The sequence below is a fragment of the Amycolatopsis sp. NPDC028719 genome, assembly GCF_055565395.1.
Window position 1 is genome coordinate 303,062 of the sequence record NZ_JBVHUL010000002.1, and the last position, 25,245, is coordinate 328,306.

The following is a 25,245-nucleotide window of genomic DNA, read 5'->3' on the forward strand; positions in this document are numbered from 1 at the left end:
GCATCCACTCGGGCTACGGGACTAGATCTTCGCGCACTGCCCGGCGGCCGGGCCGCGGACGGTGTTCGGGAGGTCGTAGTCCGTCGGTACCGGCGAGTTGGCCGCGCAGGCCAGCGGGCCGCCGATCGTGCTGGACGTCAGCACCGGCCCGTGGTTGCCGGTCAGCGCGACCGGGCCACCCACCTGCGTCAGCTCGATCGACACCTGGCCGGTCGCCCCGGTGATCGCCACCGGGCCGCCCACCTTCGTGCGGTTCAGCACGACCTGACCCGCGCCCGTGGCGGCGAGCGGGCCCTTGATCTCGCCACCGCGGACGATCAGCGACGCGCCGCCACCCACGGTCACCGGACCCGACACCGTCGCGTCCTGCAGGCACACCGTGCCGGACGAGACCGTCAGCGGACCGTTCGAAGCACCGGTGATCGTGCGGGTGCAGGCGGCGTCCGGCTTGCCCAGCAGCTCGAACTCGGCCAGCTGCGCCGGGGCGCCGGTGCTGGTCGCGGTGACTTCGAGCTTGTAGTAGGCGTAGTGCGCCGGGTTGGCCACCTTGAACGCGCGGGTCTGCTGCCGCCAGCTGAACGCCTGGTTCGCCTGCTGGTCGGCCACCGCCCACGTCTTGCCGTCGTAGGAGCCCTTCAACGTCCAGCTCTTCGGGTCGCCCGCACCGGTCTGGGACGTCAGCGTGTAGTTCGTGACGGCCTCGTCGGTGTTGTTCAGCTGGTACTGCACGGCCCCGGTGACGGCGGCCTGGGTGCGCGAGGTGTTGTCCACCAGCGCGCCGGCGTTGGATCCGTCCGAAGTGGACAGGGTGCCCTTTCCGGGGCCGGTCTCGTCGTGCAGTGGCGCCGGAACGGCGTCACCCTGGGTGATCGACTTCGGTGCGTCGTTCGGGCCGGTACCCCACGAGGAGGGGTTCGGGCCCATGTCGAAGTCGATGACCCCGCCGCGCGCGATCAGGTCCTGCGACAGCGACGTCGAGCTGTACGCCTTGCCGTTGACCTTCACGCCCTGGACGTAGACGTTCTTCGCGTTGTTCTTCGGCGCGTTGATCACCAGGTCCTTGCCGCCGGCCAGGTGGATCGTCGCCTTCTTGAACAGCGGCGACCCGATCGCGTAGTTCGGGCTGCCCATCTGCAGCGGGTAGAAGCCCAGCGCGCTGAACGTCCACCAGGCCGACTGCTCGCCGTTGTCCTCGTCGCCGGCGTAGCCCTGCCCGATCTCGCTGCCGGTGTAGAGCCGCGAGAGCGCCTCGCGGACCTTCGCCTGCGTCTTCGACGGCTGACCGGCGTAGTCGTACATGTAGAGCGTGTGGTGCGAGGCCTGGTTGGAGTGGCCGAGCTGGCCCATCCGCACGTCCCGCGCCTCGCGCATCTCGTGGATCACGCCACCGTAGGAGCCCGGGAAGTTCGCGGTCTCCTGGTCGGCGAAGAACGCGTCGAGCTTCTTCGCCAGGCCCGCCTTGCCGCCGTAGAGGTTCGCCAGGCCCTGACCGTCCTGCGGCACGGAGAACGCCATGCCCCAGCCGTCGGTTTCGGTGTAGTCGATGCCCCACACCCGCGGGTCGTAGTCCTGCGTCGACCGGCTGAACTTGCCCGCCGCGTCCCGGCCCTGGAAGAACCCGACGCTCGGGTCGAACAGGTTCACGTACTGCTGGGCCCGGCTGGTGAAGTACTCGTAGTTCGAGAGGTACTCCTGCTTGCGCGGATCGCTCGCCGGAGCCTCGTCGTAGAGCTTCTTCGACAGGTTCGCGATGCCGAAGTCGTTGACGTACCCCTCGATCGACCACGAGAACCCGTGGTCGGCGGTGTTCGGCGCGTACCCGAGGAACATGCCCTCATCGACGCCCTTGCGGCCGACCGCGTTGTTCGGCGGCGTCACCGTCGCGTCCTTCAGCGCCGCGTCGTAGAACGACTTGACGTCGAAGTTCTTCACGCCCTTGAGGTAGGCGTCGGCGAACGCCACGTCGGCGCTGGTGCCGGTCATCAGGTCGGCGTAGCCCGGCGAGGACCACCGGGAGATCCAGCCGCCGTCGCGGTACTGCTGCACGAACCCGTCGACCATCTTCCCGGCCATGTCCGGGATCAGCAGCGAGTACGCCGGCCAGGTGGTGCGGTAGGTGTCCCAGAACCCGTTGTTGACGTAGGTCTGGCCGTCGACGATCTTCGACCCGGTCTGCGTCGGGGTGTCCGCGCCGACCTTCGGTGAGACGAAGCTCGCGTACTTGTAGACCGGCTTCTGGGGCGTGCCGGTGTTCTCGAACCCGGAGTTCGGGTAGAGGAACAGCCGGTACAGGTTCGAGTAGAGCGTCGTGAGCTGGTCCTTCGACGCGCCCTCGACCTCGATCACCTTGAGCTGGTCGTCCCAGACCCGCTGCGCGGCGTCGCGGACGGTGTCGAAGGTCGCGTTCGGCGCGATCTCCTGCGCCAGGTTCTTCTTCGCCTGCTCGACGCTGAGCAGCGACGTCGCGATCCGCATGTTCACGGTCTTGTCGGCGCCGGCGGTGAACCGCAGGTAGCCGGCGACGTCGTCGTGACCCTGCCCGGTGAGCTTCCCGCCGGCGGTGACCGGCTTGTCGAAGCTCGCGTAGACGAACATCCGGCCCGCACCGGCCGACAGGCCGCTCTTGACGTCGGTGAAGCCCGACAGCGTGCCGGTCGCGGGGTCGAGCGTCAGCCCACCCTGGTTCTTGAAGTTGTCGAAGATCAGGCTGGAGTCGGCGCCCGGGAAGGAGAACCGGAACATCGCCGCGTGGTCGGTCGGCGCGATCTCGGTCTTGATCCCGTTCTCGAACTGCACGCCGTAGTAGTGCGCGCGAGCGGTTTCGTTGTCGTGCTTGAACGCCAGCGCCCGAGCATCACTGTTCGCGTCCGGCACCCCGGTGGCCGCCGACGGCATCACCTGGAAGGTCTGCCGGTCGCCCATCCACGGGCTCGGCTCGTGGCTGACGCTGAACGCCTGCAGCTCCGGCAGGTTCTGCTCGTTGTTCTGGCTGTGGTAGTTGTACATCCACCGCACGTCGTCGTTGTCGGCGTTCGCGTCGGTCACCGGGGTCCAGAAGTTGAACCCGTGCGGCACGGCCGTGGTCGGGAAGTTGTTGCCCCGGGAGAACGAGCCGTTGGCCATGGTGCCCCGCGTGGTGAGCACGTTGTCGGTCGGGCGGGTGCTCGCCGGCGGCGTCGGCGTGGCGGAGATCTTCACGTCGTCCAGCCAGCCCTGCAGCGAGCCGGGGCCGTCGGGGTTGTCGTAGCCGACGAGGATCCGGTCGATCGTCTTGCCCTTGGCCACCGTGCCGATCGCCGAGCGCACCAGGTTCCACTGGTTGGTGTAGAGCACCTTGCTCGCGCCCTGGCCCTCCGGCGTCAGCGGGAAGCCGTACTGGTCGGTCGCGCCGAGGTCGCGCAGCCGGGTGCCGTCGGTGAACACGAGGTCGATCGCGACGTTCGTGCTCTGGTACTTCAGGTCACCGGTGATGAACTGCGGCTGCACCTTGTAGGACAGCTCGGTCGAGGCCACCACCGGCACGTCGACGTCGAAGACCTTGTTGTACGACCAGCCGTGGCCGTCCACGGTCTGGCTGCCGGAGTAGCGGAACGCCTTGAGGCCGGTGAAGCCGACGCGGTTCTTGTTCGTGTAGCCGCTGGTCGGGCCGGAGTCGGTGAAGGTGCGCATGTTCGGCAGCGGCGGTGGCGCCGGTTCGTCGTTGGCCAGCAGCAGCTCCGACAGCTGCAGGATCGGCCCGCCGTTGTTGCGGGTGACGTTCAGCCGGAAGAACTTGTACGCCGCGCTCGGCGCGGCCAGCTGGTAGTCCTTCCGCTGGAACCGCTCGGTGAACGCCTGGTCGGCCTGCTTGTCCAGGTCCGTCCAGGTCAGGGCGTCGGTGGAGCCCTGCAGCGTCCAGTCCTTCGGGTCGCGGTTGTCGAAGTCGTTGGCCGACGACAGCGCGTAGTGCGTGATCGAGGTGGGCTCCGACAGCGTGATCTGCGCCCACGCCGTCGGGTCCCAGGACAGCCACTTCGTGTCCGTGGTCCCGTCGACGAGGTTCGACACCACCTCGCCGCCACTGGCGTTCTCGCTGCTCGCGCTCGTCTCGGTCACCTTGCCGCGGATGTCACCGGGGATGGCGGTGCCGTTCGCGCCGTTGATGCCGGACGCGCGAGGCTTGCCCGCCGCGTCGGTGTCGACGGTGTCGGTCCAGGTCGGCTGGACGTCACCGGGTTCGAAGGAGGACGAGAAATCGGCGGGGAGGGCGTCTTCGGCGGCGGACGAGGCCGCGGGGAGGGCGACCAGGCCGGCGGCGACCACGGCGGCGGTCACCAGGAAAGCGACCGGCGGTCTGGCGCTTCGGGGCATCGTTGCTCCAAGCTCTGGAGGGTGAACGGGGGACCGACGGACGGGGACCGGCGGTGCCCAGGAAGCGAAACGCGCGGGTGACATCGATGTCAAGACCGGTCGGCAAACCTGACCAGAACTGGACAACCGAGGGGAACGGGACCCGAATGAGCACAGTCCGGATCTTCACCGCCGTCGTCACACTCTTCCTCGCCACGGCCGGATTCGGCCCCGCGACCGCCACCGCCGCGCCGGACACCGCCATCCGGCCCACGACCACCTGCGGCGACCTGGTCCGCGGGTTCGCCCTCCCGGGCGCCACCACCCACGTCACCTCGGCGGCCGTCGTCGCCGCGACCGGCACCGACCCCGAGTACTGCGGCGTCCAGGGCTACGTCGAGCCCGCCGTCCGCTTCGAGCTGCGGCTGCCCACCAAGACCTACGCCGGCCGCTACCTGCAGTACGGCTGCGGCGGCTTCTGCGGCGTCGTCACCCCGCCCGCCTTCGCCGACTGCGACCTCCCGCACGGTGGCGACGTCGCGGTCGCCGCCACCGACGACGGCCACGTCGGCCGGACCCCCGCCGTCGTCGACGACGGCAGCTGGGGCGCGCACGACCAGGCCGCCCGCGACGACTTCGAGTTCCGCGCACCCCACGTCGTCTCCCGCGCCTCGAAGGCGATCATCCACGCGTTCTACGGCTCGCCGCCGAAGAAGTCCTACTTCACCGGCTGCTCCGACGGCGGCCGCGAAGGCCTCCTGCTCGCCCAGCGCTACCCGGCCGACTTCGACGGCATCGTCGCCGGCGCCCCCGCGAACTACTGGTCACCGCTGCTCGGGGTGTACCAGACGTGGCTCGCGCGGGTGAACGACGCCGCCGACGGCAGCCCGATCCTCACCGCGGCGAAGCTGCCCGCGCTGCACGCCGCCGTTCTCGCCGCCTGCGACCGGATCGACGGGCTGACCGACGGCCAGCTCGACGACCCGCGCGCCTGCCGCTTCGACCCCGCCACCTTGACGTGCGCCGGCCCCGACACCCCGGCGTGCCTGACTCCGGCGCAGGTCGGCGTCGTGCGGAAGCTGTACGCGCCGCCCACCGACGCCCACGGCACCCTGCTCTACCCCGGCGGCCAGGAACCCGGCTCGGAACTGTCCTGGGCCGGCTGGATCATCGGCGTGCCCGAGACCGGCGGCGTCGGCTTCGCCCGCAGCCTCGCCGACAACTACCTCAAGTACCTCGGCTACCCGATCGGCGCCCCGGCGTCGAAGGTCGACGACTTCGCCTTCACCCGGCGCGAGTTCGACCGGCTCACCCCGGTCGGCGCCCGCTACAACGCGATGAGCCTCGACCTCTCGGCGTTCCAGCGCCGCGGCGGCAAGCTCGTGCTCTGGCACGGCTTCGCCGACCAGGCCATCCCGCCGGCCGGCACGCTCGACTACTACCAGCGGCTCACCCACGGCCGCGGCCAGGACTGGGCGCGGCTGTTCATGGTCCCGTCCCTCTACCACTGCGGCGGCGGCACCACGCTCACCGAGTTCGACCCGCTGAAGGAACTCGTCGCCTGGGTCGAACGCGACACCGCGCCTGCCAAGGTGACCGCGACCGGCCGCGACGACGCCGGCAACGTCACCCGCACCCGGCCGGTGTTCGCCTACCCCCAGCGCGCGGTCTACGACGGCACCGGCAGCGTCGACGACGCGGCCAACTTCCGGCCGGCGCCGCCCACCTCGCCGGTCCGGGACGTCGTCGACTGGGCGGGCAACCGGCTGTATGCGATCCCGGGGCCGGTCGCCCGGTAAAACCGGTCACGCGGGTCCGGCGTCGTCGCTAAGGTCACGATCATGACGACGCCGGAACCCGCCGACCGTGTCCTCGCCCGCGCCTCCCTCGCCGACGGCAGCCCGACCCGCTGGTTCGACGAGCTCTACACCGCCGCCGCCCGCGGCGAGGCCGAGGTGCCGTGGACCCGCGGCAAGCCGAACGCGGCGCTCGCCGGCTGGCTGCGCCCCGGCGAAGGCCACCGCGCGCTGGTCGTCGGCAGCGCCCTGGGCGACGACGCCGAACTGCTGGCGTCGGCGGGCTGGGAGGTGACGGCGTTCGACGTCGCCCCGTCCGCGGTCGAAGCCGCCCGCGCCCGGTTCCCGCAGTCCACAGTGGACTACGTGGTGGCGGACCTGCTGACGCCGCCGGGGGAGTGGAACCAGGCGTTCGACCTGGTCGTGGAGATCATCAACATCCAGGCCATGCCCCGCGACTTCCGGGCGGCCGCGATCACGTCCCTGGCCGGGTTCCTCGCCCCCGGCGGCACGATGCTGGTGTCGGAGGTGGCGGCGGAGAACGTGGCCGCCGAGCCGGGACCGCCCTGGCCGTTCACCCGGGCGGAGATCGAGTCGGCCGCCCAAGGCGGCGTGCGGCTGGTCAGCCTGGAGACCATCCACGACGGCCTCCGCTACTGGGCCGAGTTCACACGGTAGCGAGGAACCGGGACAGCACCCGCGTCCCGAAGTGCAGGCCCTCCACCGGGACCCGCTCGTCCACCCCGTGCGCCATCGCGCGGTACGGGAAGCCCTTCGGCAGCCACAGCGGCGCGAACCCGTAGTTGGCGATCCCCAGCTGGGCGAACGCCTTCGCGTCCGTGCCGCCGCCCAGGCAGTACGGCACCACGACGGCCTCGGGGTCCTCGGCGCGCAGCGCATCGGCCATCGCCGAGAACCACGGCGAGTCCACCGGCGCCTGCACCGGCGGCTGGTGCGCCACGAACTCCCGCGTCACCCCGGCACCGAGCAGCTCGTCCAGCGCCGCGAACAACGACTCCTCGGTGCCCGGCAGCACCCGGACGTCGACCTGCGCGGTCGCCGTCGACGGGATCACGTTCACCTTGTACCCCGCGTCGAGCATCGTCGGGGTCGTGCTGTTGCGGACCGTCGGCAGCACCAGCCCGCCCGCCGGGCCCAGCGCCGCCACCGCCGCGTCCACCCCGTCCGAAGAGGACAGATCCACCGGCACCCCGAGCGCGTCACCGGTCCGTTCCAGGAACGCCCGCACCGCCGGGGTCAGCGTCACCGGCCAGCGGTGCGCGGCGATCCGGTGCAACGCGCCCACCAGCCGGGTGACGGCGTTCTCGTCGTTGGGCCGCGAGCCGTGCCCCGCGCGGCCGCGGGCGGTCAACCGCAGGTGCGCGGTGCCGCGCTCGGCCGTCCCGACCGGGTACAGGTGCACGTCACGGCCGTCGGCGGCCGGCACGTGGTAGGTGTAGCCGCCCGACTCGCTGATCGCCGCTTCGCAGCCTTCGAACAGCTCCGGATGCGTCGCGACCAGCCAGTGCGCGCCCCACTCGCCGCGGTCCTCCTCGTCGGCGACGAACGCCAGCACCAGCTCCCGCCGCGGGCGCACCCCGCTCGCCAGCGCGGCGAGCACCATCGCCACGAAGTCCTTCATGTCGGTCGCGCCGCGGCCCCACAGGTAGCCGTCACGCACCTCGCCGGCGAACGGATCCACCGACCAGTCCGCGGCATCGGCCGGGACGACGTCGAGGTGGCCCTGCACCAGCAGCGCGGGCAACGACGGATCGGTGCCGGGCACCCGCGCGATCACGCTGGCCCGGCCGGGTGCGGCCTCGAGGATCTTCGCCGGGATGCCGAGCGAGTCCAGGACCGCCGCCACGTACTCCGCGGCCGGCCGTTCGGGCTCGGCGTCGTTGTTCCCGCGGTTGGTCGTGTCGAACCGGATCAGGTCCGCGCACAGCCCGGCAGCGTCCGCCACGTCAGCCATAGATGCCCTGCACCGCCCCGCCCGCGATCGCGGTGACGACCTTGAACGCCTTCATCGCCTCGGTCATGTTCACCGCGTCGAAGCCGACCCGCCGGGTGCCGATCTGCTCCACCGTCGGGATCACCGCCGTCGCCTGGGCCAGGTGGCTCGCGTCGAACTCCACCTCGATCCGGTGGCCGCCGACCTGGCGTTCTTCGCGTCCGGCCCGTGCCATCGCGTCGGCCGCCGCGCCGGTCAGCAGGTCCGCCGTGCGCGCCGGCGGCAGGCAGATCGCCGCGTACCGGCTGACGCACTCCTTGACCTGGACCAGCTCCGCCTCCGGAGCGTAGTCACGGGCGTCGTCACACGTTTTGTCGTCACCCGAAACGAGCAGGACCGGGACGCCGTACTCCGCGGCCATCGCCGCGTTCAGCCGGCCCTCGCTCGCCGGGACGTCGTCCAGCCACACCCCGGTGATCTGGTTCTCCAGGTAGGTGTGGGAAAGCACCCCGTCGGCCCCGGCGCCGGCGTGGTAGCCCAGGAACACCACACCGTCCACACCGGAATCGATGCCCTGCATCATCGAGAGCGGCTTGTGCCGCCCGGTCAGCATCCTCGCCCGCGGGTCGAGGTCCTCCAGCAGCAGGTTCCGCTGCGACGAATGCGCCTCGTTGACCAGCACGTCCCCGGCCCAGGCCTCGTACAGCCCGGCCAGCACCGCGTTGACGTCGCCGGTGAACAGCCGCCGGAAGCGGTCCCACTGCGGCGAGCCGGGCACGACGTCGTCGGTCCAGGTGACACCGGTGGCGCCCTCCATGTCCGCCGAGATCAGGATGCGCATGCCCGGCACTCTAGCCAGGCCGCCGCGGCCCCGGACACGGATCCCCGATCACGGTGCGTCACCGAACTCGATCGATAACGATCGGACACCTGCCGAGGCGGCAACATATTGCGCGGTTGTCGGGGTATGTGGTTACTTCTCGTCCTTGGGGAGGCTTCACAGCGAGAACGATGGGGTGGTTTTTGGTGCATTTCCCACGCAGAACCGGCCGGTTCGGCCGCGTCGGCGCGGTCGTCGCGGCCGCGACCTTGGCGGCGATCCCGCTCGCGGTCCCGGCCCAGGCCCAGCAGGGCAAGGTGCTGCGGGTCGCGCTGACCACCGGCATCGACCACCTGAACCCGTTCACCGCCGTGCTCGCCGCGTCCACGCAGATCGGCCGGTTCACCTACGAGTTCCTCACCGTCCCGAACGCGGAGAAGGCCGAGGCCTCGCCCGCCCTCGCCGAGTCCTGGACGCCGTCGCCCGACAAGCTGACCTGGACGTTCAAGATCCGCAGCGGCGCCAAGTGGAGCGACGGGCAGCCCGTCACCGCCAAGGACGCGGCGTTCACGTTCAACCGCATGCTCACCGACGAGAACGCCCGCACCGCCAACGGCAACTACGTGGGCAACTTCGAGACGGTCACCGCGCCCGACGACACCACCCTCGTCATCAAGACGAAGACCGTGCAGGTCAACATGAACCTGCTCGACGTGCCGATCGTGCCCCAGCACATCTGGGAAGGCGTCAAGGACCTCAAGGACCCCTCGACCGACGACCTCAAGATCGCCGGCGTCTCCGACGGGCCGTTCCAGGTCACCGAGTACAAGCCGAACGAGTACGTCAAGCTCAAGGCCAACAAGGACTACTGGCGCGGCGCCCCGAAGATCGACGAACTGCAGCTGCTGCAGTTCAAGGACACCGAAGCCGCGGTCAACGCGCTCAAGCAGGGCGAAGTCGACGTCATCAACCGGCTCAACCCCAACCAGTTCGCCGCGCTGCAGGGCCAGGACGGCATCACCACCAACGCCGCCCCGGGCCGCCGCTACGACGAGCTCGCGTTCAACTTCGGCGTCACCGACAGCTCGAACAACCCCATCGGGGACGGAAACCCGGTCCTCAAGGACATCAACGTCCGCAAGGCGATCACCCAGGCCGTCGACACGCAGTCGCTGGTGGACAAGGTGCTCAAGGGTCTCGGCCAGGTCGGCGGCGGCATCGTGCCCCCGGTCTACAGCGCCTACCACTGGGACCCGAGCGACAGCGAGAAGATCAAGTTCGACCTCGCCGCCGCCAACGCCACCCTCGAGCAGGCCGGCTACAAGAAGGGCCCGGACGGCGTCCGCACCGCCCCCGGCGGCGCCAAGCTGGAGCTGCGCCTCACCGGGCACGCCAACCGCAGCTACGACCAGGGCGTCGCCCAGTACGTCAGCGGCTGGCTCAAGGACATCGGTATCACCGTCAAGCAGGACCTGGTCTCCGACGACGAGCTGTCCGACCGCACCGCCACCGGCAAGTACGACCTCGCCATCGGCGGCTACGGCACCAACCCCGACCCCGACTACGCGCTCTCGCTGCACACCTGCGCCGCGCGGCCCAGCGCCGACGGCAAGGGCGGCAGCACCGACACGTTCTTCTGCGACGCCGCCTACGACGAGCTCTACAAGAAGCAGCTCACCGAGACCGACGACGCCAAGCGCGCGGACTACGTCAAGCAGGCCCAGGCCCGGCTCTACAGCCAGTTCCCGACGATCGTGCTCGACTACCAGAACGCGCTCGAGGCCTACCGCTCCGACAAGTTCTCCGCCTTCACCACCCAGCCGCAGCCCAAGGGCGCGATCCTCGAGCAGACCGGCTACTGGGGCGTCTACGGCGCCACCCCGGCCGGCACCGAGGCCACGGCCGACTCCGGCAGCAGCGGCACCGTCGTGTGGATCGTCGTCGGCGCCATCGTCGTCGTGATCATCGTGGTGGGCGGCGTCGTCATCAGCCGCCGCAACAAGACCTCGGAAGACCGCGAGTAAGGATGACCGCCCCCGAACAAGCCGCGGTGCTCGTCGACCCCGACGAGCACCGCGGCGGGACCGGCACCGCCCGGTTCTTGCTCAAGAAGATCCTCGAAGCGGTCATCAGCATCGTGCTGGTGGTCGTCCTGTTCTTCTTCCTCTTCCGCATGCTGCCCGGCGACCCGGTCGCCGCCATGACCCGCGACCGCGCCACCAGCCCCCAGCAGATCGCCGAGCTGCGTGCGCAGATGGGCGTCGACAAGCCCGTCTTCGTCCAGTTCGGCCAGTACTTCTGGGACCTCCTGCACGGCGACCTCGGCGAGTCCCGGCTGCTCAACAACGGCCGCCCGGTCGCCGACATGATCGGCGAACGGCTCTGGCCGACCATCCTGCTCGTCGGCAGCGCCACCGTCCTGGCCGTCATCATCGGCCTGTGGCTGGGCATCCGCGCCGCCTGGCGCCGCGACAGCTTCTTCGACCGCGCCCAGACCGGGATCGCCCTGACCCTCTGGTCGGTCCCGCAGTTCTGGCTCGGCCTGATGCTGCTCGTGGTGACCAACGGCCTGTTCCCCAGCCGCGGCATGCACTCCCCGGACGCCGCGCCCGACGTCCTCTCCCAGACCCTCGACGTCCTGCACCACCTCGTGCTGCCGTGCGTGACGCTGCTGGCGGTGTTCTACGCCCAGTACATGCTGATCATGCGGTCGTCGCTGCTGGGCGAAATGAACGCCGACTACCTCACCACCGCCCGCGCCAAGGGCCTGCGCGACGACCTCGTCCGCAAGCGCCACGCCGTCCCCAACGCCCTGCTGCCGACCACCACGCTGGTGTTCATGCAGTTCGGCCAGGTCGTCGCCGGCGCGGTCACCGTCGAGGCCGTGTTCAGCTGGCCCGGGCTCGGCCAGCTGACCTACGACGCCCTGCACGGCCCCGACCTCCCGGTGCTGCAAGGCGTGTTCACCGTCCTGGCGAGCGCGGTGGTGTTGATGAACCTGTTCGCGGAGCTGCTCTACCGCGTGCTCGACCCGAGGGTGCGTACCTCATGACCACCGCTGAGACACCACGGCAGATCGCCTGGGCCCGCCGGCGCGCGTCGATCACCCGCACCTGGCGCGAGTTCGCCGGGCAACGGGCCGCGCTCGCCGGGCTGGTCCTGCTCGCCGCCACCGTCGTCGTCGCGCTGCTGCTGCCGCTGATCAGCGACGAAAGCGGCCTCGACGTCACCAAGGCGACCGGCGAGCCGCTTTCCCCGCCCACCGCCGAGTTCTGGCTCGGCACCGACAACTTCGGCCGGTCCGTGCTGCTGATGACCGTCTGGGGCAGCCGGATCTCCCTGCTCGTCGGGTTCTCCGCCGCGCTGCTGTCGGTCATCATCGGCACGCTCATCGGCATCGCCGCCGCCCACTTCGGCGGCTGGGTGTCGGCCACGCTGCTGCGGTTCACCGACTTCTTCCTGGTCCTGCCGTCGCTGATCCTCGCGATCGCCCTGTCGGCGGTGCTGCCCAAGGGCGTCGGCACGATCATCGTCGCCATCGGCCTCACCGCCTGGCCCAGCACCGCGCGGCTCGTCCGCGCGCAGACGCTGACCATCGAAAGCCGTCCTTACATCGAGCGGTCCCACGCCCTCGGCGGCGGCCACCTGCACGTCATCGGCAAGCACGTCCTGCCCGGCGTCATGCCGCTCGTGCTGGCCAACACCACCCTCGTGGTCGGCAACTCCGTCATCGCCGACGCGACCCTGTCGTTCCTCGGCGTCGGCGACCCCAACTCCGTCACCTGGGGCCTGGTGCTGGAGAGCGCGCTCAACAACGGCGCCATCAGCCGCGGCGCGTGGTGGAACGTGCTCCCGCCGGGCATCGCGATCGTGCTCGTCGTCCTCTTCTTCACCCTGGTCGGCCGGGGCCTGGAGACCGTGCTCAACCCGAGGTTGAAGAAGTGACCACCCCGCTGCTGCAGCTCAAGGACCTCAACGTCACCTACGTGGTCGGCGAGCAGGACGTCCCCGCCGTGCGCGGGGTCGGCCTCACCCTCGACCCCGGCGGCACCCTCGGTGTCGCGGGGGAGTCCGGTTCGGGCAAGTCCACCGTCGCGATGAGCGTCCTGCGCCTGCTGCCCCGCACGGCGAAGATCACCGGCGAGATCCTCCTCGACGGCGAAGACGTCACCGCCATGAACTGGGGCCGCCTGCGCGCGGTCCGCTGGGCCGAGGCGTCGGTGGTGTTCCAGGGCGCCATGCACGCCCTCAACCCGGTCCGCAAGATCGGCGACCAGATCGCCGAGCCGCTGCGGCTGCACCCGCCCGAGGGGGGCAAGGCCCTCACCGACGCCCAGGTCGACGCCCGCGTCGCCGAACTGCTCACCCAGGTCGACCTGCCCCCGGGCCGCGCCGGCGCCTACCCCCACGAGCTCTCGGGCGGGCAGAAGCAGCGCGTCATGATCGCCATGGCGCTGGCCTGCTCACCCCGGCTGATCATCGCCGACGAGCCCACCACGGCCCTCGACGTCATCGTCCAGGCGCAGGTCCTCGACCTGCTCTCGCGGCTGGTCGCCGAACAGGACATCGGCCTGATCATGATCAGCCACGACCTGTCCGTGCTGGCGGCCACCTGCCGGCGCATCGCCGTGATGTACGACGGGCAGATCGTCGAAGAAGGCCCCAGCGCCGAGGTGATGGGCTCGCCGAAGCACGAACACACCCGGGCGCTCGCGGCGGCGTTCCCGACGGTCGGCGACCCGGTGTCGCGCTTCGCGCCGGCCACCAGCACCCCGCTGCCGCCCGAACCCGAGGGCCGCGTCCCGGGCGGCGAGCCGCTGCTGGCCGCGGAGAACCTGCGCGTGTCCTTCCGCGACCGCACCGGCAAGCGGATCGACGCCGTCGCCGGGGTCGACCTCGCGATCGCCCGCGACGAGATCGTCGCCCTGGTCGGCCAGTCCGGCTCCGGCAAGACCACGCTCGCCCGGACACTGCTCGGCCTGCAGAAGCCCGACTCCGGCGTGGTCCGCTACGCCGGGAAGCCGGTCCCGTCCGGCGGCGCCGGGCTGAAGGCCTACCGCCGGCAGGTCCAGCTCGTGCTGCAGGACCCGACCAGCGCGCTGAATCCCGCCCACACGGTTTACGAGGCCGTCGCCGAGGGCCCGCGCATCCACAGGCTGGCCGACGAGCGCACGGTCGTCCACCGGGCCCTGGAGGCCGCGGAGCTGCGGCCCGCCGGGAAGTACGCCGACCGGCTCCCGCACCAGCTCTCCGGCGGCCAGCGCCAGCGCGTCGTCATCGCCGGGGCGCTCGCGCTCGATCCGTCGGTGGTGGTGGCCGACGAACCGGTCGCGTCCCTCGACGCGTCCGTCCGCGGCGAGATCCTCGGTCTGCTGCTGAGGCTGCGGCGCGAGCTCGGCCTCGCCGCCCTGGTGATCACCCACGATCTGGGGCTGGCGTGGAACATCGCCGACCGCGTCGCCGTGATGTACCGCGGCGAGCTCGTCGAAACCGGGACGGTGGAACAGGTCCTGCTCGACCCGCGGCACGACTACACGAAGTCCCTGCTGGCCGCATTGCCCGGCGGCACGGCCCAGCGCCGCACCGTCGGCACCTGACCCCGCCATGACCGCGAATACCGGCACTGCGGGAACGCCGCCCGAGCGCGGTGTGTAACCTCCGAACGGAAATGGCGACCACCACCGACCCCGCGCAGACGCCCTCGACCACGCTGGCCGAGCGGCTCCTCACGCCTTCGCGATTCCCGTACCGCACGATCGCGATGGGCACGGTCGGCAGCACCCTGCTCATGATCGCCGCGTTCGGCGCCGGCGGCATCCTGATCAAGGACCCCGTGCTCGGCCACGGCCCGCTCTCGTGGATCCGCTACGGCCACGGGCGCATGCTCGCCAACGCCGTCCTCTACACCGGCTTCGGCCTCGTCGTGTGGGCCTGGGTCCGGCTCGGCCGCTACGTGCTGCTCGGCCGCGTCGGCAGCCGGCCTGTCCTCATCGCCGCCGGCTGCTGGATGGCGCCGCTGCTCATCTCGCCGCCGCTGTTCACCCGCGACGTCTTCTCCTACCTCGGCCAGGGCGCCCAGCTGCTCTACGGGCTCGACCCGTACGCCAACGGCCCCGCCGAGCTCGACGTGCTGCCGAACGTCGTGCAGAACGTCCACCCGCTCTGGCAGACGACCCCGGCGCCGTACGGGCCGCTGTTCCTGCTGATCTCCAAGGGCGTCGTCTCGGTCAGCGGCGACAACATGATCCTCGGCGTCATCCTCATGCGCCTGGTCCTGCTGGTCGGCCTGGTCGGCACGCTGTGGGCGCTGCCGCGGCTGGTCAAGCACCTCGGCGGCAAGCTCCCGGTCGCGCTGTGGCTCGCGGTGGCCAGCCCGATGATGGTCATCCACCTCTTCGGCGGCCCGCACAACGACCTGATGATGCTCGCGTTCCTCACCATCGGCGTCCTGGCCGCCCTGGAACGCAAGCACGTCGTCGCGGTCGTCCTGGTCACGATCGGCATGCTGATCAAGCCCACGGCCGCGATCGCGCTGCCGTTCCTCGTCTGGATGTGGGCCAACCACCTCGAAGGCGAGTCGAAGGTCCGCAACTTCCTGCGCGCCGGCGCCGCCTCGGTGGGGCTGTTCCTGCCGGTGTTCGTCGCCGGCACGTGGATCTCGCTCGGCTCGCTCAACCTCGGCTGGTGGTCCGGGCTCAAGGCCCCGCAGCTCATCGCGAACTGGCTGAACATCCCCACGGGGATCGGCGAGGTGTTCTACAACCTCGTCCACATCGTCGTGGACGTCCAGGTGTCGCCGTTCGTCACGGTCGCCCGCGCGGCCGGCATGCTCGTGCTGATCGCCTTCGGCGTCCGCCAGTGGTGGCTCGGCCGCAGCGGCGGCACGGAAGCGGTCTACCGGGCCGGGATCTCGCTGCTCGCGGTGGCGATCCTCATGCCGCCGACCCTGCCGTGGTACCTGACCTGGGGTTTCGTGCTCCTGTCGGCGTTCAAGTGGCAGCCGCGTCACCTGGCGCTGGTGGTGGCGGTGTCGGTGTTCGTGACGCTGGTGTACTACCCGACGGGCGAGCAGGCGCTGTACGACTGGTGGTTCATCGCCCTGGTCGTGGTGGCGAGCCTGTACTCGGCGGCTTCCCTGCTGCGCCCGGACCCCCTGGGCCTGATCGACGCGTGGCGCCGCCCGGAGAAGTTCCTCCGCGACTAGCCGGTCCAGCCACGCCAGGTGTGGATCTCCGTCGCCACCACCGCGTGCTCCGGTGGCCGCTCCCGGTACTGCTCGTACTTCGCCACCAGCCAGGAGATGGGCTCGGCGCGCTCGGCGTCCGGAAGTATTCGCGCGGAGCCGTCCGCGCGGGCCCACCACAGCTGCGACCAGTCCTCGTCGTAGGCGTCGGCCAGGAAGCACACCGCCGGGTTCTCCGCGATGTTGCGCAGCCGCCGCAGCGACGTCGTCGACTTCGGCTTGTGGTCCACCGCGAACACCACCGTGTCGCCGTGGACCGCGAACGTCACCGGCACCAGGTGCGGCACCCCGGACGCCGACACCGTCGCCAGCCGCGCGACCCGCGCCGCCGCGAACCGTTCCCGCGCCTCTTCCGGCGTCACGACAGCGCGGGGGAGCCGAACGTCAGCGTCCCCAGGTCCGCGTCCAGCGCCACCGGCACCCCCAGCGGCAACGTCGGCGACGACGCCACGTGCCCGAACCCGAACCCCTCGATCATCGGTACCCCCAGCGGACCCAGCCGTTCCACCATCAGCGCCCGCACGTCCGCCGGGTCGCCGCACGCCGCCCACGACCCCAGGACGATCCCGCGGACCCCGGCGAACCAGCCGCTGCGCACCAGCTGCGTCAGCATCCGGTCCAACCGGTACACGCTCTCCGTGACGTCCTCCAGCAGCACCACCGCATCGCGCGCCGAACCCTGCTCCGGCGTCCCGAGCCCCGCCGCCAGCAGCGACAGGTTCCCGCCGGTCAACGTCCCCGACGCCCGGCCCGGCACCAGCGCAGAACCGCCGCGCACCACCAGGTTGCGCTCCGGTTCGAACAGCGCCTGCCGCAGGTGCTCCACCGCGAAGTCGTCGAACAGCACGCTCGCCGGCATCGGCGAGAACAAACTGGACAGTCCCAAGTGGACATTCACCGCCCGGTGCAGCGCGGTGACGTCCGAAGACCCGGCCAGGACCTTCGGACCCGCTTCGCGCAACGCCGCCCAGTCCACCAGGTCCAGCATCCGCTGCACCCCGTAGCCGCCGCGCGCCGCCAGCACGCACCGCACGCCCGGATCCAGCCACGCCTCGGTGAACTCCGCCGCCCGCGCGACGTCCGGACCGGACAGGTAGGGCGGCGACCCCGGCTCGGCCGTCACGCACGGCCCGACGCGCACTTCGACGCCCCAGCCACGCAGCACCGGCAACGCCTTCTCCAGCAGGTCCGCCGGCACCGGGCCGGCCGGCGCGACGACCGCCAAGGTGTCGCCGGCCCGCAGTCGTGGTGGCCTCATCGCGCCAGCTCCAGCCGCGCCACGCCCGGCGTCTCGAATTCCAGGACCTGCCCGTAGAACGACAGCTCCGCCTCCAGCGCCGCCACGATCGTCGCGGCCTGCCGGAACCCGTGCTGCTCCCCGGGGAACCGCTGGTAGGCGTACGGGATCCCGCGCCCGGCCAGCCCCGCCACGAACCGGTCCGCCTGCTCCGGCGGGCAGATCCGGTCCTCCAGGCCCTGCTGGAACAGCACCGGCCCGGCCAGCGACGCCGAGTTCGCCAATGGCGACCGCTCGACGTAGCGCTGCCTCGCCGACGGCAGCGGCCCGACCAGCCCGTCGAGGTACCGCGACTCGAAGTCGTGCGTGTCGCCCCCGGCGCCGGTCCACCCGGCCAGGTCCAGCACCGGGTACATCACCGTGCCCGCCCGGTACGTCTTGGTCGTGGTCAGCGACGCCGCCGCGGTGAACCCGCCCGCGCTGCCGCCACGGACCGCCAGCCGGTTCCCGTCGGCCAGCCCGGCCGCCACCAGCGCCTCGGCCACCGCGACGCAGTCCGCCACGTCCACCACGCCCCACTGCTCCCGCAGCCGCTCCCGGTAGGCCCGCCCGAACCCGGTCGACCCGCCGTAGTTCACCGCCGCCACCGCGATGCCCCGGCTGGTGAAGTACGCCAGCTCCAGGTCCAGCACCGGCAGGTGCTGCCCGGTCGGCCCGCCGTGGACGTGCACCAGCAGCGGCGGCAGCTCACCCTCGGGCGCCGCGAAGTCCGGGTTCACCGGCCGGTACAGCACCACCGGCACGGTCTCGCCCTCGGCCGTCGTGAACACCCGCTCCTCCGGCACCGGCAGGAACGCCGCCGGCAGCTCCGGCTGCGGCGTCAGATCGGTCACCCCGCCCTCGAGGGAGACGTGTACAACGGCCGCCTCGCGGACCGGGCCACCCGCGACCCCGGCGATCCCACCGCGGTGCACGCCGAACCCGGTCGACGACCACGCCGTCAGCTCCCCGGCCACCGGGGTCACCGAGCCGTCCGCCTCGTCCAGCACGGCCAGCCGTCCCGACGCCAGCACCGCGTGCCGCCCGCCCCCGAGCGGGACGAACCACCGCGAGCCCGCCTTCCACAACGGCCCGCCCAGCTCCCGCTCGACCGGCGCGAGGTTCGCCGTCGTCCCGTCGAGCCCGATCCGGTGCAGGTTCCACCAGCCGTCCGGGTCGAGCAGCGCCAGCAGCGTCGCCGGCGTCTCCCACTCGACCTGGCACACCGAGACGTCCGCGCCGCCGGCCAGCACGCGGTGCGGCCCGAAGGAACCGTCCCCGTCGACGGGAGCCACACAGAGCTCGGTCCCGTCCCACGGCATCGCCGGGTGGTCCCAGCCGAACCACGCGGCGTGCCGCCCGTCCGGCGACAGCTTCGGCACGGTCAGGAAGTGGTGGCCGGCGGCGAGCACCCGCTCCGAGCCGCCGTCGAGAGCGATCGCCACGAGCTCCCGCTCGATGTCGGCCGGCCGGGGTCCCGTGCTGCGTTCGCGCACCGCGAACACCTCACCGGGCCGGCCCGCCCGCAGGTCGCCGTAGCGGACGCCTTGGGGCTCCGCGGGGGAAGGTGTCAGCGGCACCACACCGGTTTCGCTCACCGCGTAAACCCGCTGATCCGCCCAGTGCGTGAACACCACCACACCGTCGACGACGGCCCACGGCCGCCCGCCGTACTCGTGCAGCCGGTTGCGGACGTTCCACGGCGCCGGCAGCACGTCCTCCGTGCCCCCCGGCACCGCCCGGACCAGGGCGACCCGGCCCTGCTCACCGGGCCGCGCCTCGGCCCACCACACCTCGTCCCCGACGACGTCGAGCCACTGCGGGCCGCCGCCGGCGGCGGCCACCTCGGCGGCGGTGATGGGCGAGGACCAGGTTCCGTACGGGGAGATCCGAGACACCCCCAGAGGCTAGCGGCCCGCGTAGGTGGGGCGGCGGATGCCGATCATGCGCCGGTGGCCTAGGGTCGACACTGCTATGTCTCGCGTAATCCACGTCTTCCGCCAGCCGGATCGGTTCGTCACCGGCACCGTCGGCGAGCCCGGCGATCGCACGTTCTACCTCCAGGCCTCCGAGGACGTGCGCACCATCAGCGTCGCCATCGAGAAGCAGCAGGTCGTCGTCCTCGCGGAGCGCCTCGGCTCCCTGCTCGAGGAAGTCGCGAGCCGCTTCGGTGCCGACGTCCCCGACGACGTCCCCGACGACCAGCTCGACGTCGACCCCCTCACCGTGCCGGTCGAGGAGGAGTTCCGCGTCGGCACCATGGGCCTCGGCTGGGACGCCGACAGCAGCGCCGTCGTCATCGAACTGCTCGCCATCACCGAGGGCGAGGTCGACGAGACGGTCGTGCTCGACGACACCGAGGAGGGCCCGGACGCCGTCCGCGTCTTCCTCACCCCGGCCGCCGCCCGCGCCTTCGCCGAACGAGCCGACCGCGTCGTCAACGCCGGTCGCAAGCCGTGCCCGCTGTGCGGGGAGCCGCTCGACCCGGCCGGGCACATCTGCCCGCGGCAGAACGGCTACCGGCGCGAAACCGACGCGGACGAAGACTGACCATGGCCGACACGCCGGCGGAACAGCCGGACCCGGCCGACCCGGCGTCGCGCGAACTCGTCACCCACGGCCGCATCGACGTCGAAGGACGGCTCGTCGACGCCTCCAACGTCACGCTCTTCTGCGCCATCGAGCTCGACGGCGTCACCGGCCGCGTCGTGTACAAGCCGGTGTCGGGGGAGCGGCCGCTGTGGGATTTCCCCGACGGCACCCTCGCCGGACGTGAGGTCGCCACCGCGATCATCAGCGAAGCCGCCGGGATCGGCGCGATCCCGCCGACCGTCCTGCGCGACGGCCCGTTCGGCCCCGGCATGGTCCAGCTGTGGATCGAGACCACCGAGGACGACCTCGTCGAGGTCCGCGCCCCCGACGACCTCCCCGACGACTGGCGCGTCGTGCTCCACGCCCACGACCGGCTCGGCGAGCCCGCGGTGCTGGCCCACGCCGACCACCCCGGGCTGCGCGACCTCGCCGTGCTCGACATCGTCGTCAACAACACCGACCGCAAGGGCGGGCACCTGCTGCCCGGCCTCGACGGCCGCGTCTACGGCGTCGACCACGGCATCTGCCTGCACACCGACCCCAAGCTGCGGACCGTCCTCTGGGGCTGGATCGGCGAACCGGTGCCGCCGGACACCGTCGAGAAACTGCGCAAGCTGCGCTCGGAGATCGACGGCGGCCTCGGCCAGACCCTCGCCGAGCACATCACCAAGTTCGAGATCCGCGCCCTGGCCGAACGCACCGACCTGCTGCTGGCCGAAGGCATCTTCCCCGAGCCCGGCGACGACTGGCGCGCCATCCCATGGCCGCTGTTCTGATCGACGACGCGGCCCGCGCTCGGCTCGTCGACCGCTTCGGCGCGGAGCTGGCCGAACCCTGGTGCGACGCCCTCCCGGAGCTGGTCGCCCGGCTGACCACGCGGTGGCGCCTCGAAGTCCGTGAGGCCCGGCCGGGCAACACCGGCCGCACCCTGCTGTGCACCGGCCCCCGTGGTGACCTGCGAGTCCTCAAGCTGACCCCGGACCCCGAGGTGGCCCGGCTCGAGGTCACCGGGCTGCGCGCCTGGGCCGGCTGCTCCCGCGTCGTCCAGGTGCTCGACGCCGACCTCGACGCCCACGCGATCCTCCTGGAGGGCCTCGTCCCCGGCACCCAGCTGGACGGCGACGTCCCGTGGGCCGAGCTCGGCGAAATGCTCGACCAATTGCACTCCGCCGCACCGGTCGGCGACTTCGGGCGCCTGGCCGAGGGCATCGAGTTCATCTTCACCCTCTCCGAACGCCGCCGCCGTGAATCGCCGGCCGCCGCGCACCTGAGCGCCGAAGTCCTGGAGAAGGGCCGCGAGCGCGCGCTCGCCCTCGCCACCAGCGGGCCGGTCACGCTGATCCACGGCGATCTCCACCCCGCGAACGTCCTCGACGCCGGACCGGGCCGCGGCGCCGTCGCCATCGACCCCCGCCCCGGCCTCGGCGACCCGTCGCTCGACGCCATCGACTGGATGTTCGTCCCCGTGGCGAGGGGCGGCACGATCGACGACGGCCTCGCCGCGCTCGCCCCGCACGTGGCGGACTTCGACGCCGAGCGCGTCCGCGCCTGGTGCGTCGCGATGGCCCCGCTGGTCGCCCTCTCGCCGTTGCGCCGAGGAGAGCGGTCGCCGTTCACCGACGCCGTCCTGGAGTTGGCGCGCTGACCGGCGTGGCATGACCCGTCCGGGCGCCGCGGACCACTAGCGTGCCGGGTCGTGCGCTCCCATTCCTATGACGACGTGCTCGCCGGCCCGCGCCGCAAGAAGGTGCCGGAAGTCCCCGCCGAACCCGGCCTGGTCGTCGAGGACCCGGCCAGCGGCTACTGCGGCGCGGTGGTGAAGATCGAGTACGGGAACGTCGTGCTCGAGGACGCCAAGGGCCGCCACCGCGTGTTCCCGCTCGCCCCCGCCGGGTTCCTGCTGGAGGGCAAGCCGGTCACGCTGGTGCCGGTCAAGACGGTGAAAGCGCCCGTCAAGCAGGTTTCGGCGTCCGGGTCGGTGAAGGTGCAGGGCCTGCAGGCCCGCGTCGCCCGCGACTCGCGCATCTGGGTCGAGGGCAAGCACGACGCCGAGCTCGTCGAACGCGTCTGGGGCCACGACCTGCGCGTCGAAGGCGTCGTCGTGGAGCCCCTCGATGGTGTCGACGTCCTTTCCGACCGGATCGCCGAGTTCGGCACCGGACCCGGTCGCCGGCTCGGCGTGCTCGTCGACCACCTCGTGCCCGGCAGCAAGGAGTCCCGGCTCGTCGAGGCCGTCCACGACGAGAACGTGCTGGTCACCGGCCACCCCTACATCGACGTCTGGGAGGCCGTGCGGCCCGAGGCGGTCGGGATCAGGGCGTGGCCGAAGATCCCGCGCGGCACCGAGTGGAAGCAGGGGATCTGCGACGCGCTCGGCTGGGGGCAACCTTTCGAAGGCTGGCAACGTGTGCTGAGTGGGGTGAGCAGTTTCCGCGACCTCGAGACCCCGCTCATCGGGGCCGTGGAACGGCTCATCGACTTCGTCACCGAGCCGACGGAAGAGGGCTGAATGTCCGAATTGTCCAAGGTCACGCAAAGGTCACGTCCCTTCACTGTCCCGGTGCGAACCGGCGCGATCTGAGAGCATTGAGCCATGGCATGGGCAGTGGTCTGGTTGATCGTCGGCATCGCCCTGATGATCGCGGAAGTCCTCTCCGGCGACTTCGTGCTGATCATGCTGGGCGTCGGCGCGCTGTTCGGCGCCGGAGCCGACGTGCTCACCGGGAACATCTTCATCGACGTCGCCGTGTTCGCCGTCGCCTCGGTCGGGATGCTCGTGCTGGTCCGGCCCGCGCTGAAGCGCCGCTTCCTCGCCGGCACCGGCCACCGCACCGGCATCGAGGCCCTCATCGGCGCCCGCGCCGTCGTCGTGTCCACAGTGGACTACGAGGCCGGGCAGGTGAAGCTGGCCGGCGACGTCTGGTCCGCGCGCAGCCTCTCCGAGCACCACGAACCGATCAAGCCCGGCACCTCCGTCACGGTCGTCGAGATCTCGGGCGCCACCGCCGTCGTGTCGGCCGAACCGTGAGCCTGGGGCTCGTCGTGGTTCCCGAAGGCCGGGCCGCGGTGATCGAACGCGGTGGGCGGTTCCGCGCCGTGCTCGGCCCCGGCCGGCACTTCGTGGTGCCGTTCGCCGACACCGTCCGGGCGCGCGTCGACCTCGGTGAGCAGATCCTGTCCGCGCCGCCCCGGGCCGTCGAGGCCGGCGACGGGCGGGAAGTCCACATCGGATTCGAAGTCCTTTTCGCCGTCACCGACCCGCGGCTGGCGACCTACGAAATCGGCAACCCGGCGCTCGCGATCGAGCAGCTGACCACCACGGCGCTGCGGCAGGAAGCGAGCCTGACCACGGCCGAGCGCGCCGTCACCGCACCGGAGGACCTGCACCGTACAGTGTGGACGGTCCTGCACGACACCACGGGCCGCTGGGGCATCACCGCGAAGGAGCTGACGCTCGCGGTGCACCCGCCCGAGGCGCCCGGACCACCGTCAACCGCGCAAGAATGGTACTAGGTAAGGGGAAGATCTCTTGACCTCCACAGTAGCGATCGTCGTGGTCGTCTTACTGGCTCTCTTCGTGATCATCACGGTAGCCAAGGCGATCATGGTCGTACCGCAGGCGCAGTCGGCGGTGATCGAACGGCTGGGCCGGTTCCGCACGGTGGCGTCGCCGGGCCTGACCTTCCTGGTGCCGTTCCTGGACAAGGTGCGCGCCCGGATCGACCTGCGCGAGCAGGTCGTCTCGTTCCCGCCGCAGCCGGTCATCACCGAGGACAACCTGACGGTGTCGATCGACACCGTCGTGTACTTCCAGGTCACCGACTCGCGCGCCGCGGTCTACGAGATCTCGAACTACATCGTCGGTGTCGAGCAGCTGACCACGACCACGCTGCGCAACGTGGTCGGTGGCATGAGCCTCGAGCAGACGCTGACCTCGCGCGACTCGATCAACACGCAGCTGCGCGGCGTGCTCGACGAGGCGACCGGCCGCTGGGGCATCCGCGTCGGCCGCGTCGAGCTCAAGGCGATCGACCCGCCGCCCTCCATCCAGGACTCGATGGAGAAGCAGATGCGCGCCGACCGTGAGAAGCGCGCCATGATCCTCACCGCGGAAGGTCAGCGGGAGTCCGCGATCAAGACCGCGGAAGGCCAGAAGCAGAGCCAGATCCTCTCCGCCGAAGGTGCCCGCCAGGCCACCATCCTCGCGGCCGAGGCCGAGCGGCAGTCCCGCATCCTGCGGGCCCAGGGTGAGCGCGCCGCGCGGTACCTGCAGGCGCAGGGTCAGGCGAAGGCGATCGAGAAGGTGTTCGCCGCGATCAAGGCCGGCCGCCCGACGCCGGAGGTGCTGGCCTACCAGTACCTGCAGACGCTGCCGCAGATGGCGCAGGGTGACGCGAACAAGGTCTGGATGATCCCGAGCGACTACGGCAAGGCCCTCGAAGGCTTCGCCCGCGCCCTCGGTGCCCCCGGCGACGACGGCGTGTTCCGCTACGAGCCGCCGAAGGAGGACGACGTCCCGGACAAGCCCGAGCTCGAGGACGAAGAGGTCGCCAGCTGGTTCGAGACGAAGAGCGACCCGAAGGTCGCCGAGGCCGTGGCGGCCGCGGAAGCCGTGGCGCGCCAGGAGGTCCCGGCGCTGGGCACCCCGTCGGCACCGCCCGCGCGGCCGGCGATCCCGCGTCCGGTCCAGCAGCAGGTGCAGCAGCCCGAGCCGGAGCCGGCCGACGAGGAGCGGGGCACCGAGGTCGCGCCCGCGCCCCAGCAGCCGCCGACGCCGCAGAGCGGCCAGCCGCTCCCGCAGCCGCAGTCCCCGGCCGGCCCGCCCCAGGGCGCCGGGTACCAGGGCCAGCCGCCGCCGCAGTCCCCGCCGCCGGGCCAGTTCGGCGGCCCGCAGAACCCGGGCAGCGGACCGTTCCCGCAGCAGCCCCCGTTCGGCGGACCCCAGGGCCCGCGCCGCTGACGCACGCATGAAGGGGGCCTCCCACCGGACTTCGGTGGGAGGCCCCCTTCATGCGTCGGCCGGGTCGTGTCGTCCATTCCCGCACGCCGGCTCGCCAGCGCGGCCCGAGGTTTCGAGCGCCCCAATGTGGCATTGGGTGCGTAGGACGCACCCAATGTGGCGGGGGGGGGGGGTGGGGGGGGAAAAAAAAAAAAAGGGGGGTGTGGGTGGAGGGTACCAACCGGGGGGGGAAAAAAACCAGGGAGAGAACCGTACGAGCCCGAAAAGGTCTTGCC

General features: G+C 71.4%; 20 protein-coding genes. 14 read left to right on the forward strand and 6 right to left on the reverse strand.

The window, feature by feature from the left end; all coding sequences use genetic code 11:
• Positions 1-21: 21 nt before the first annotated feature.
• A complete protein-coding gene (locus tag ACZ4TR_RS09360; RefSeq protein ID WP_465286584.1) occupies positions 22-4,350 on the reverse strand; it encodes a GH92 family glycosyl hydrolase in 4,329 nt (1,442 codons plus the stop codon).
• Positions 4,351-4,496: 146 nt separating this feature from the next.
• On the opposite strand from ACZ4TR_RS09360, the gene ACZ4TR_RS09365 reads away from it, so the two are divergent.
• Together ACZ4TR_RS09365 and ACZ4TR_RS09370 are read left to right on the forward strand one after the other, a co-directional pair.
• The gene (locus tag ACZ4TR_RS09365; protein ID WP_465286585.1) at positions 4,497-6,128 is read left to right on the forward strand and encodes a tannase/feruloyl esterase family alpha/beta hydrolase; all 1,632 of its coding nucleotides are present in this window, start codon (positions 4,497-4,499) and stop codon (positions 6,126-6,128) included.
• A gap of 42 nt (positions 6,129-6,170) precedes the next feature.
• Positions 6,171-6,803: a class I SAM-dependent methyltransferase gene (locus ACZ4TR_RS09370; RefSeq protein ID WP_465286586.1), complete on the forward strand. Its 633-nt coding sequence runs from the start codon at positions 6,171-6,173 to the stop codon at positions 6,801-6,803.
• Here ACZ4TR_RS09370 and ACZ4TR_RS09375 read toward each other — a convergent pair.
• Entirely contained in the window at positions 6,793-8,100 is a 1,308-nt protein-coding gene (locus ACZ4TR_RS09375) for a M20/M25/M40 family metallo-hydrolase (RefSeq protein WP_465286587.1), read from the reverse strand. The genes ACZ4TR_RS09370 and ACZ4TR_RS09375 overlap by 11 nt on opposite strands.
• Complete coding sequence (locus ACZ4TR_RS09380) at positions 8,093-8,920, reverse strand: M55 family metallopeptidase (RefSeq protein ID WP_465286588.1); 828 nt, start codon at positions 8,918-8,920, stop codon at positions 8,093-8,095. Before ACZ4TR_RS09380 ends, ACZ4TR_RS09375 begins: the two co-directional genes overlap by 8 nt.
• A 170-nt stretch (positions 8,921-9,090) precedes the next feature.
• Between ACZ4TR_RS09380 and ACZ4TR_RS09385 the strand changes: the two genes are divergently transcribed.
• The 5 genes from ACZ4TR_RS09385 to mptB all read left to right on the forward strand — a co-directional run bounded on the left by ACZ4TR_RS09385 (position 9,091) and on the right by mptB (position 16,103).
• The gene (locus ACZ4TR_RS09385; protein WP_465286589.1) at positions 9,091-10,923 is read left to right on the forward strand and encodes an ABC transporter substrate-binding protein; all 1,833 of its coding nucleotides are present in this window, start codon (positions 9,091-9,093) and stop codon (positions 10,921-10,923) included.
• Positions 10,924-10,925: 2 nt separating this feature from the next.
• A complete protein-coding gene (locus ACZ4TR_RS09390; RefSeq protein ID WP_465286590.1) occupies positions 10,926-11,951 on the forward strand; it encodes an ABC transporter permease in 1,026 nt (341 codons plus the stop codon).
• Positions 11,948-12,844, forward strand: coding sequence for an ABC transporter permease (locus ACZ4TR_RS09395; RefSeq protein WP_465286591.1), 897 nt, complete (start codon positions 11,948-11,950; stop codon positions 12,842-12,844). The genes ACZ4TR_RS09390 and ACZ4TR_RS09395 overlap by 4 nt, the downstream gene beginning before the upstream one ends.
• Positions 12,841-14,496 carry a nickel ABC transporter ATP-binding protein NikE gene (gene nikE / locus ACZ4TR_RS09400; protein WP_465286592.1) on the forward strand — a complete coding sequence of 552 codons (1,656 nt, stop codon included), beginning with the start codon at positions 12,841-12,843 and terminating at the stop codon, positions 14,494-14,496. The genes ACZ4TR_RS09395 and nikE overlap by 4 nt, the downstream gene beginning before the upstream one ends.
• A gap of 71 nt (positions 14,497-14,567) precedes the next feature.
• Entirely contained in the window at positions 14,568-16,103 is a 1,536-nt protein-coding gene (gene mptB, locus ACZ4TR_RS09405) for a polyprenol phosphomannose-dependent alpha 1,6 mannosyltransferase MptB (protein WP_465286593.1), read from the forward strand.
• On the opposite strand, the gene ACZ4TR_RS09410 is transcribed toward mptB, so the two are convergent.
• From ACZ4TR_RS09410 to ACZ4TR_RS09420, 3 genes are read right to left on the reverse strand one after another with little or no spacing between them, the layout of a single operon-like run.
• On the reverse strand, positions 16,100-16,504 hold the full coding sequence (locus tag ACZ4TR_RS09410; RefSeq protein WP_465286594.1) for a TIGR03668 family PPOX class F420-dependent oxidoreductase: 405 nt from the start codon (positions 16,502-16,504) through the stop codon (positions 16,100-16,102). The two genes, mptB and ACZ4TR_RS09410, sit on opposite strands and share 4 nt — an antisense overlap.
• The gene (locus ACZ4TR_RS09415) at positions 16,501-17,400 is read right to left on the reverse strand and encodes a S66 peptidase family protein (RefSeq protein WP_465286595.1); all 900 of its coding nucleotides are present in this window, start codon (positions 17,398-17,400) and stop codon (positions 16,501-16,503) included. The genes ACZ4TR_RS09410 and ACZ4TR_RS09415 overlap by 4 nt, the downstream gene beginning before the upstream one ends.
• Positions 17,397-19,316 carry a prolyl oligopeptidase family serine peptidase gene (locus ACZ4TR_RS09420; protein WP_465286596.1) on the reverse strand — a complete coding sequence of 640 codons (1,920 nt, stop codon included), beginning with the start codon at positions 19,314-19,316 and terminating at the stop codon, positions 17,397-17,399. The genes ACZ4TR_RS09415 and ACZ4TR_RS09420 overlap by 4 nt, the downstream gene beginning before the upstream one ends.
• A gap of 76 nt (positions 19,317-19,392) precedes the next feature.
• Between ACZ4TR_RS09420 and ACZ4TR_RS09425 the strand changes: the two genes are divergently transcribed.
• The 7 genes from ACZ4TR_RS09425 to ACZ4TR_RS09455 all read left to right on the forward strand — a co-directional run bounded on the left by ACZ4TR_RS09425 (position 19,393) and on the right by ACZ4TR_RS09455 (position 24,970).
• Entirely contained in the window at positions 19,393-19,968 is a 576-nt protein-coding gene (locus ACZ4TR_RS09425; RefSeq protein ID WP_465286597.1) for a DUF3090 domain-containing protein, read from the forward strand.
• Between the two features lie 2 nt (positions 19,969-19,970).
• Complete coding sequence (locus tag ACZ4TR_RS09430) at positions 19,971-20,786, forward strand: SCO1664 family protein (RefSeq protein WP_465286598.1); 816 nt, start codon at positions 19,971-19,973, stop codon at positions 20,784-20,786.
• Positions 20,771-21,655 carry an aminoglycoside phosphotransferase family protein gene (locus tag ACZ4TR_RS09435; protein WP_465286599.1) on the forward strand — a complete coding sequence of 295 codons (885 nt, stop codon included), beginning with the start codon at positions 20,771-20,773 and terminating at the stop codon, positions 21,653-21,655. The genes ACZ4TR_RS09430 and ACZ4TR_RS09435 overlap by 16 nt, the downstream gene beginning before the upstream one ends.
• Before the next feature lie 51 nt (positions 21,656-21,706).
• Positions 21,707-22,519 (forward strand): DUF3097 domain-containing protein, encoded by an 813-nt coding sequence (locus tag ACZ4TR_RS09440; RefSeq protein WP_465286600.1) that lies wholly within the window; start codon positions 21,707-21,709, stop codon positions 22,517-22,519.
• A gap of 84 nt (positions 22,520-22,603) precedes the next feature.
• The gene (locus tag ACZ4TR_RS09445) at positions 22,604-23,038 is read left to right on the forward strand and encodes an NfeD family protein (protein WP_364528500.1); all 435 of its coding nucleotides are present in this window, start codon (positions 22,604-22,606) and stop codon (positions 23,036-23,038) included.
• Positions 23,035-23,523, forward strand: a complete 489-nt coding sequence (locus ACZ4TR_RS09450; RefSeq protein ID WP_465286601.1) for an SPFH domain-containing protein — start codon at positions 23,035-23,037, stop codon at positions 23,521-23,523. Before ACZ4TR_RS09445 ends, ACZ4TR_RS09450 begins: the two co-directional genes overlap by 4 nt.
• Positions 23,524-23,614: 91 nt before the next feature.
• Positions 23,615-24,970 (forward strand): SPFH domain-containing protein, encoded by a 1,356-nt coding sequence (locus ACZ4TR_RS09455; RefSeq protein ID WP_465287333.1) that lies wholly within the window; start codon positions 23,615-23,617, stop codon positions 24,968-24,970.
• Positions 24,971-25,245 lie beyond the last annotated feature (275 nt).

Excerpts from the sequence above, each read along its gene's own strand:
- ACZ4TR_RS09375 (WP_465286587.1), bottom strand. The coding sequence starts at position 8,100 with ATGGCTGACGTGGCGGACGCTGCCGGGCTGTGCGCGGACCTGATCCGG.
- ACZ4TR_RS09445 (WP_364528500.1), top strand. The coding sequence starts at position 22,604 with ATGGCATGGGCAGTGGTCTGGTTGATCGTCGGCATCGCCCTGATGATC.
- ACZ4TR_RS09395 (WP_465286591.1), top strand. The coding sequence starts at position 11,948 with ATGACCACCGCTGAGACACCACGGCAGATCGCCTGGGCCCGCCGGCGC.
- ACZ4TR_RS09360 (WP_465286584.1), bottom strand. The coding sequence starts at position 4,350 with ATGCCCCGAAGCGCCAGACCGCCGGTCGCTTTCCTGGTGACCGCCGCC.
- ACZ4TR_RS09390 (WP_465286590.1), top strand. The coding sequence starts at position 10,926 with ATGACCGCCCCCGAACAAGCCGCGGTGCTCGTCGACCCCGACGAGCAC.
- ACZ4TR_RS09455 (WP_465287333.1), top strand. The coding sequence starts at position 23,615 with ATGGTCGTACCGCAGGCGCAGTCGGCGGTGATCGAACGGCTGGGCCGG.
- mptB (WP_465286593.1), top strand. The coding sequence starts at position 14,568 with ATGGCGACCACCACCGACCCCGCGCAGACGCCCTCGACCACGCTGGCC.
- ACZ4TR_RS09365 (WP_465286585.1), top strand. The coding sequence starts at position 4,497 with ATGAGCACAGTCCGGATCTTCACCGCCGTCGTCACACTCTTCCTCGCC.
- ACZ4TR_RS09425 (WP_465286597.1), top strand. The coding sequence starts at position 19,393 with ATGTCTCGCGTAATCCACGTCTTCCGCCAGCCGGATCGGTTCGTCACC.
- ACZ4TR_RS09370 (WP_465286586.1), top strand. The coding sequence starts at position 6,171 with ATGACGACGCCGGAACCCGCCGACCGTGTCCTCGCCCGCGCCTCCCTC.
- ACZ4TR_RS09430 (WP_465286598.1), top strand. The coding sequence starts at position 19,971 with ATGGCCGACACGCCGGCGGAACAGCCGGACCCGGCCGACCCGGCGTCG.
- ACZ4TR_RS09380 (WP_465286588.1), bottom strand. The coding sequence starts at position 8,920 with ATGCGCATCCTGATCTCGGCGGACATGGAGGGCGCCACCGGTGTCACC.
- ACZ4TR_RS09385 (WP_465286589.1), top strand. The coding sequence starts at position 9,091 with ATGGGGTGGTTTTTGGTGCATTTCCCACGCAGAACCGGCCGGTTCGGC.
- ACZ4TR_RS09435 (WP_465286599.1), top strand. The coding sequence starts at position 20,771 with ATGGCCGCTGTTCTGATCGACGACGCGGCCCGCGCTCGGCTCGTCGAC.
- ACZ4TR_RS09415 (WP_465286595.1), bottom strand. The coding sequence starts at position 17,400 with ATGAGGCCACCACGACTGCGGGCCGGCGACACCTTGGCGGTCGTCGCG.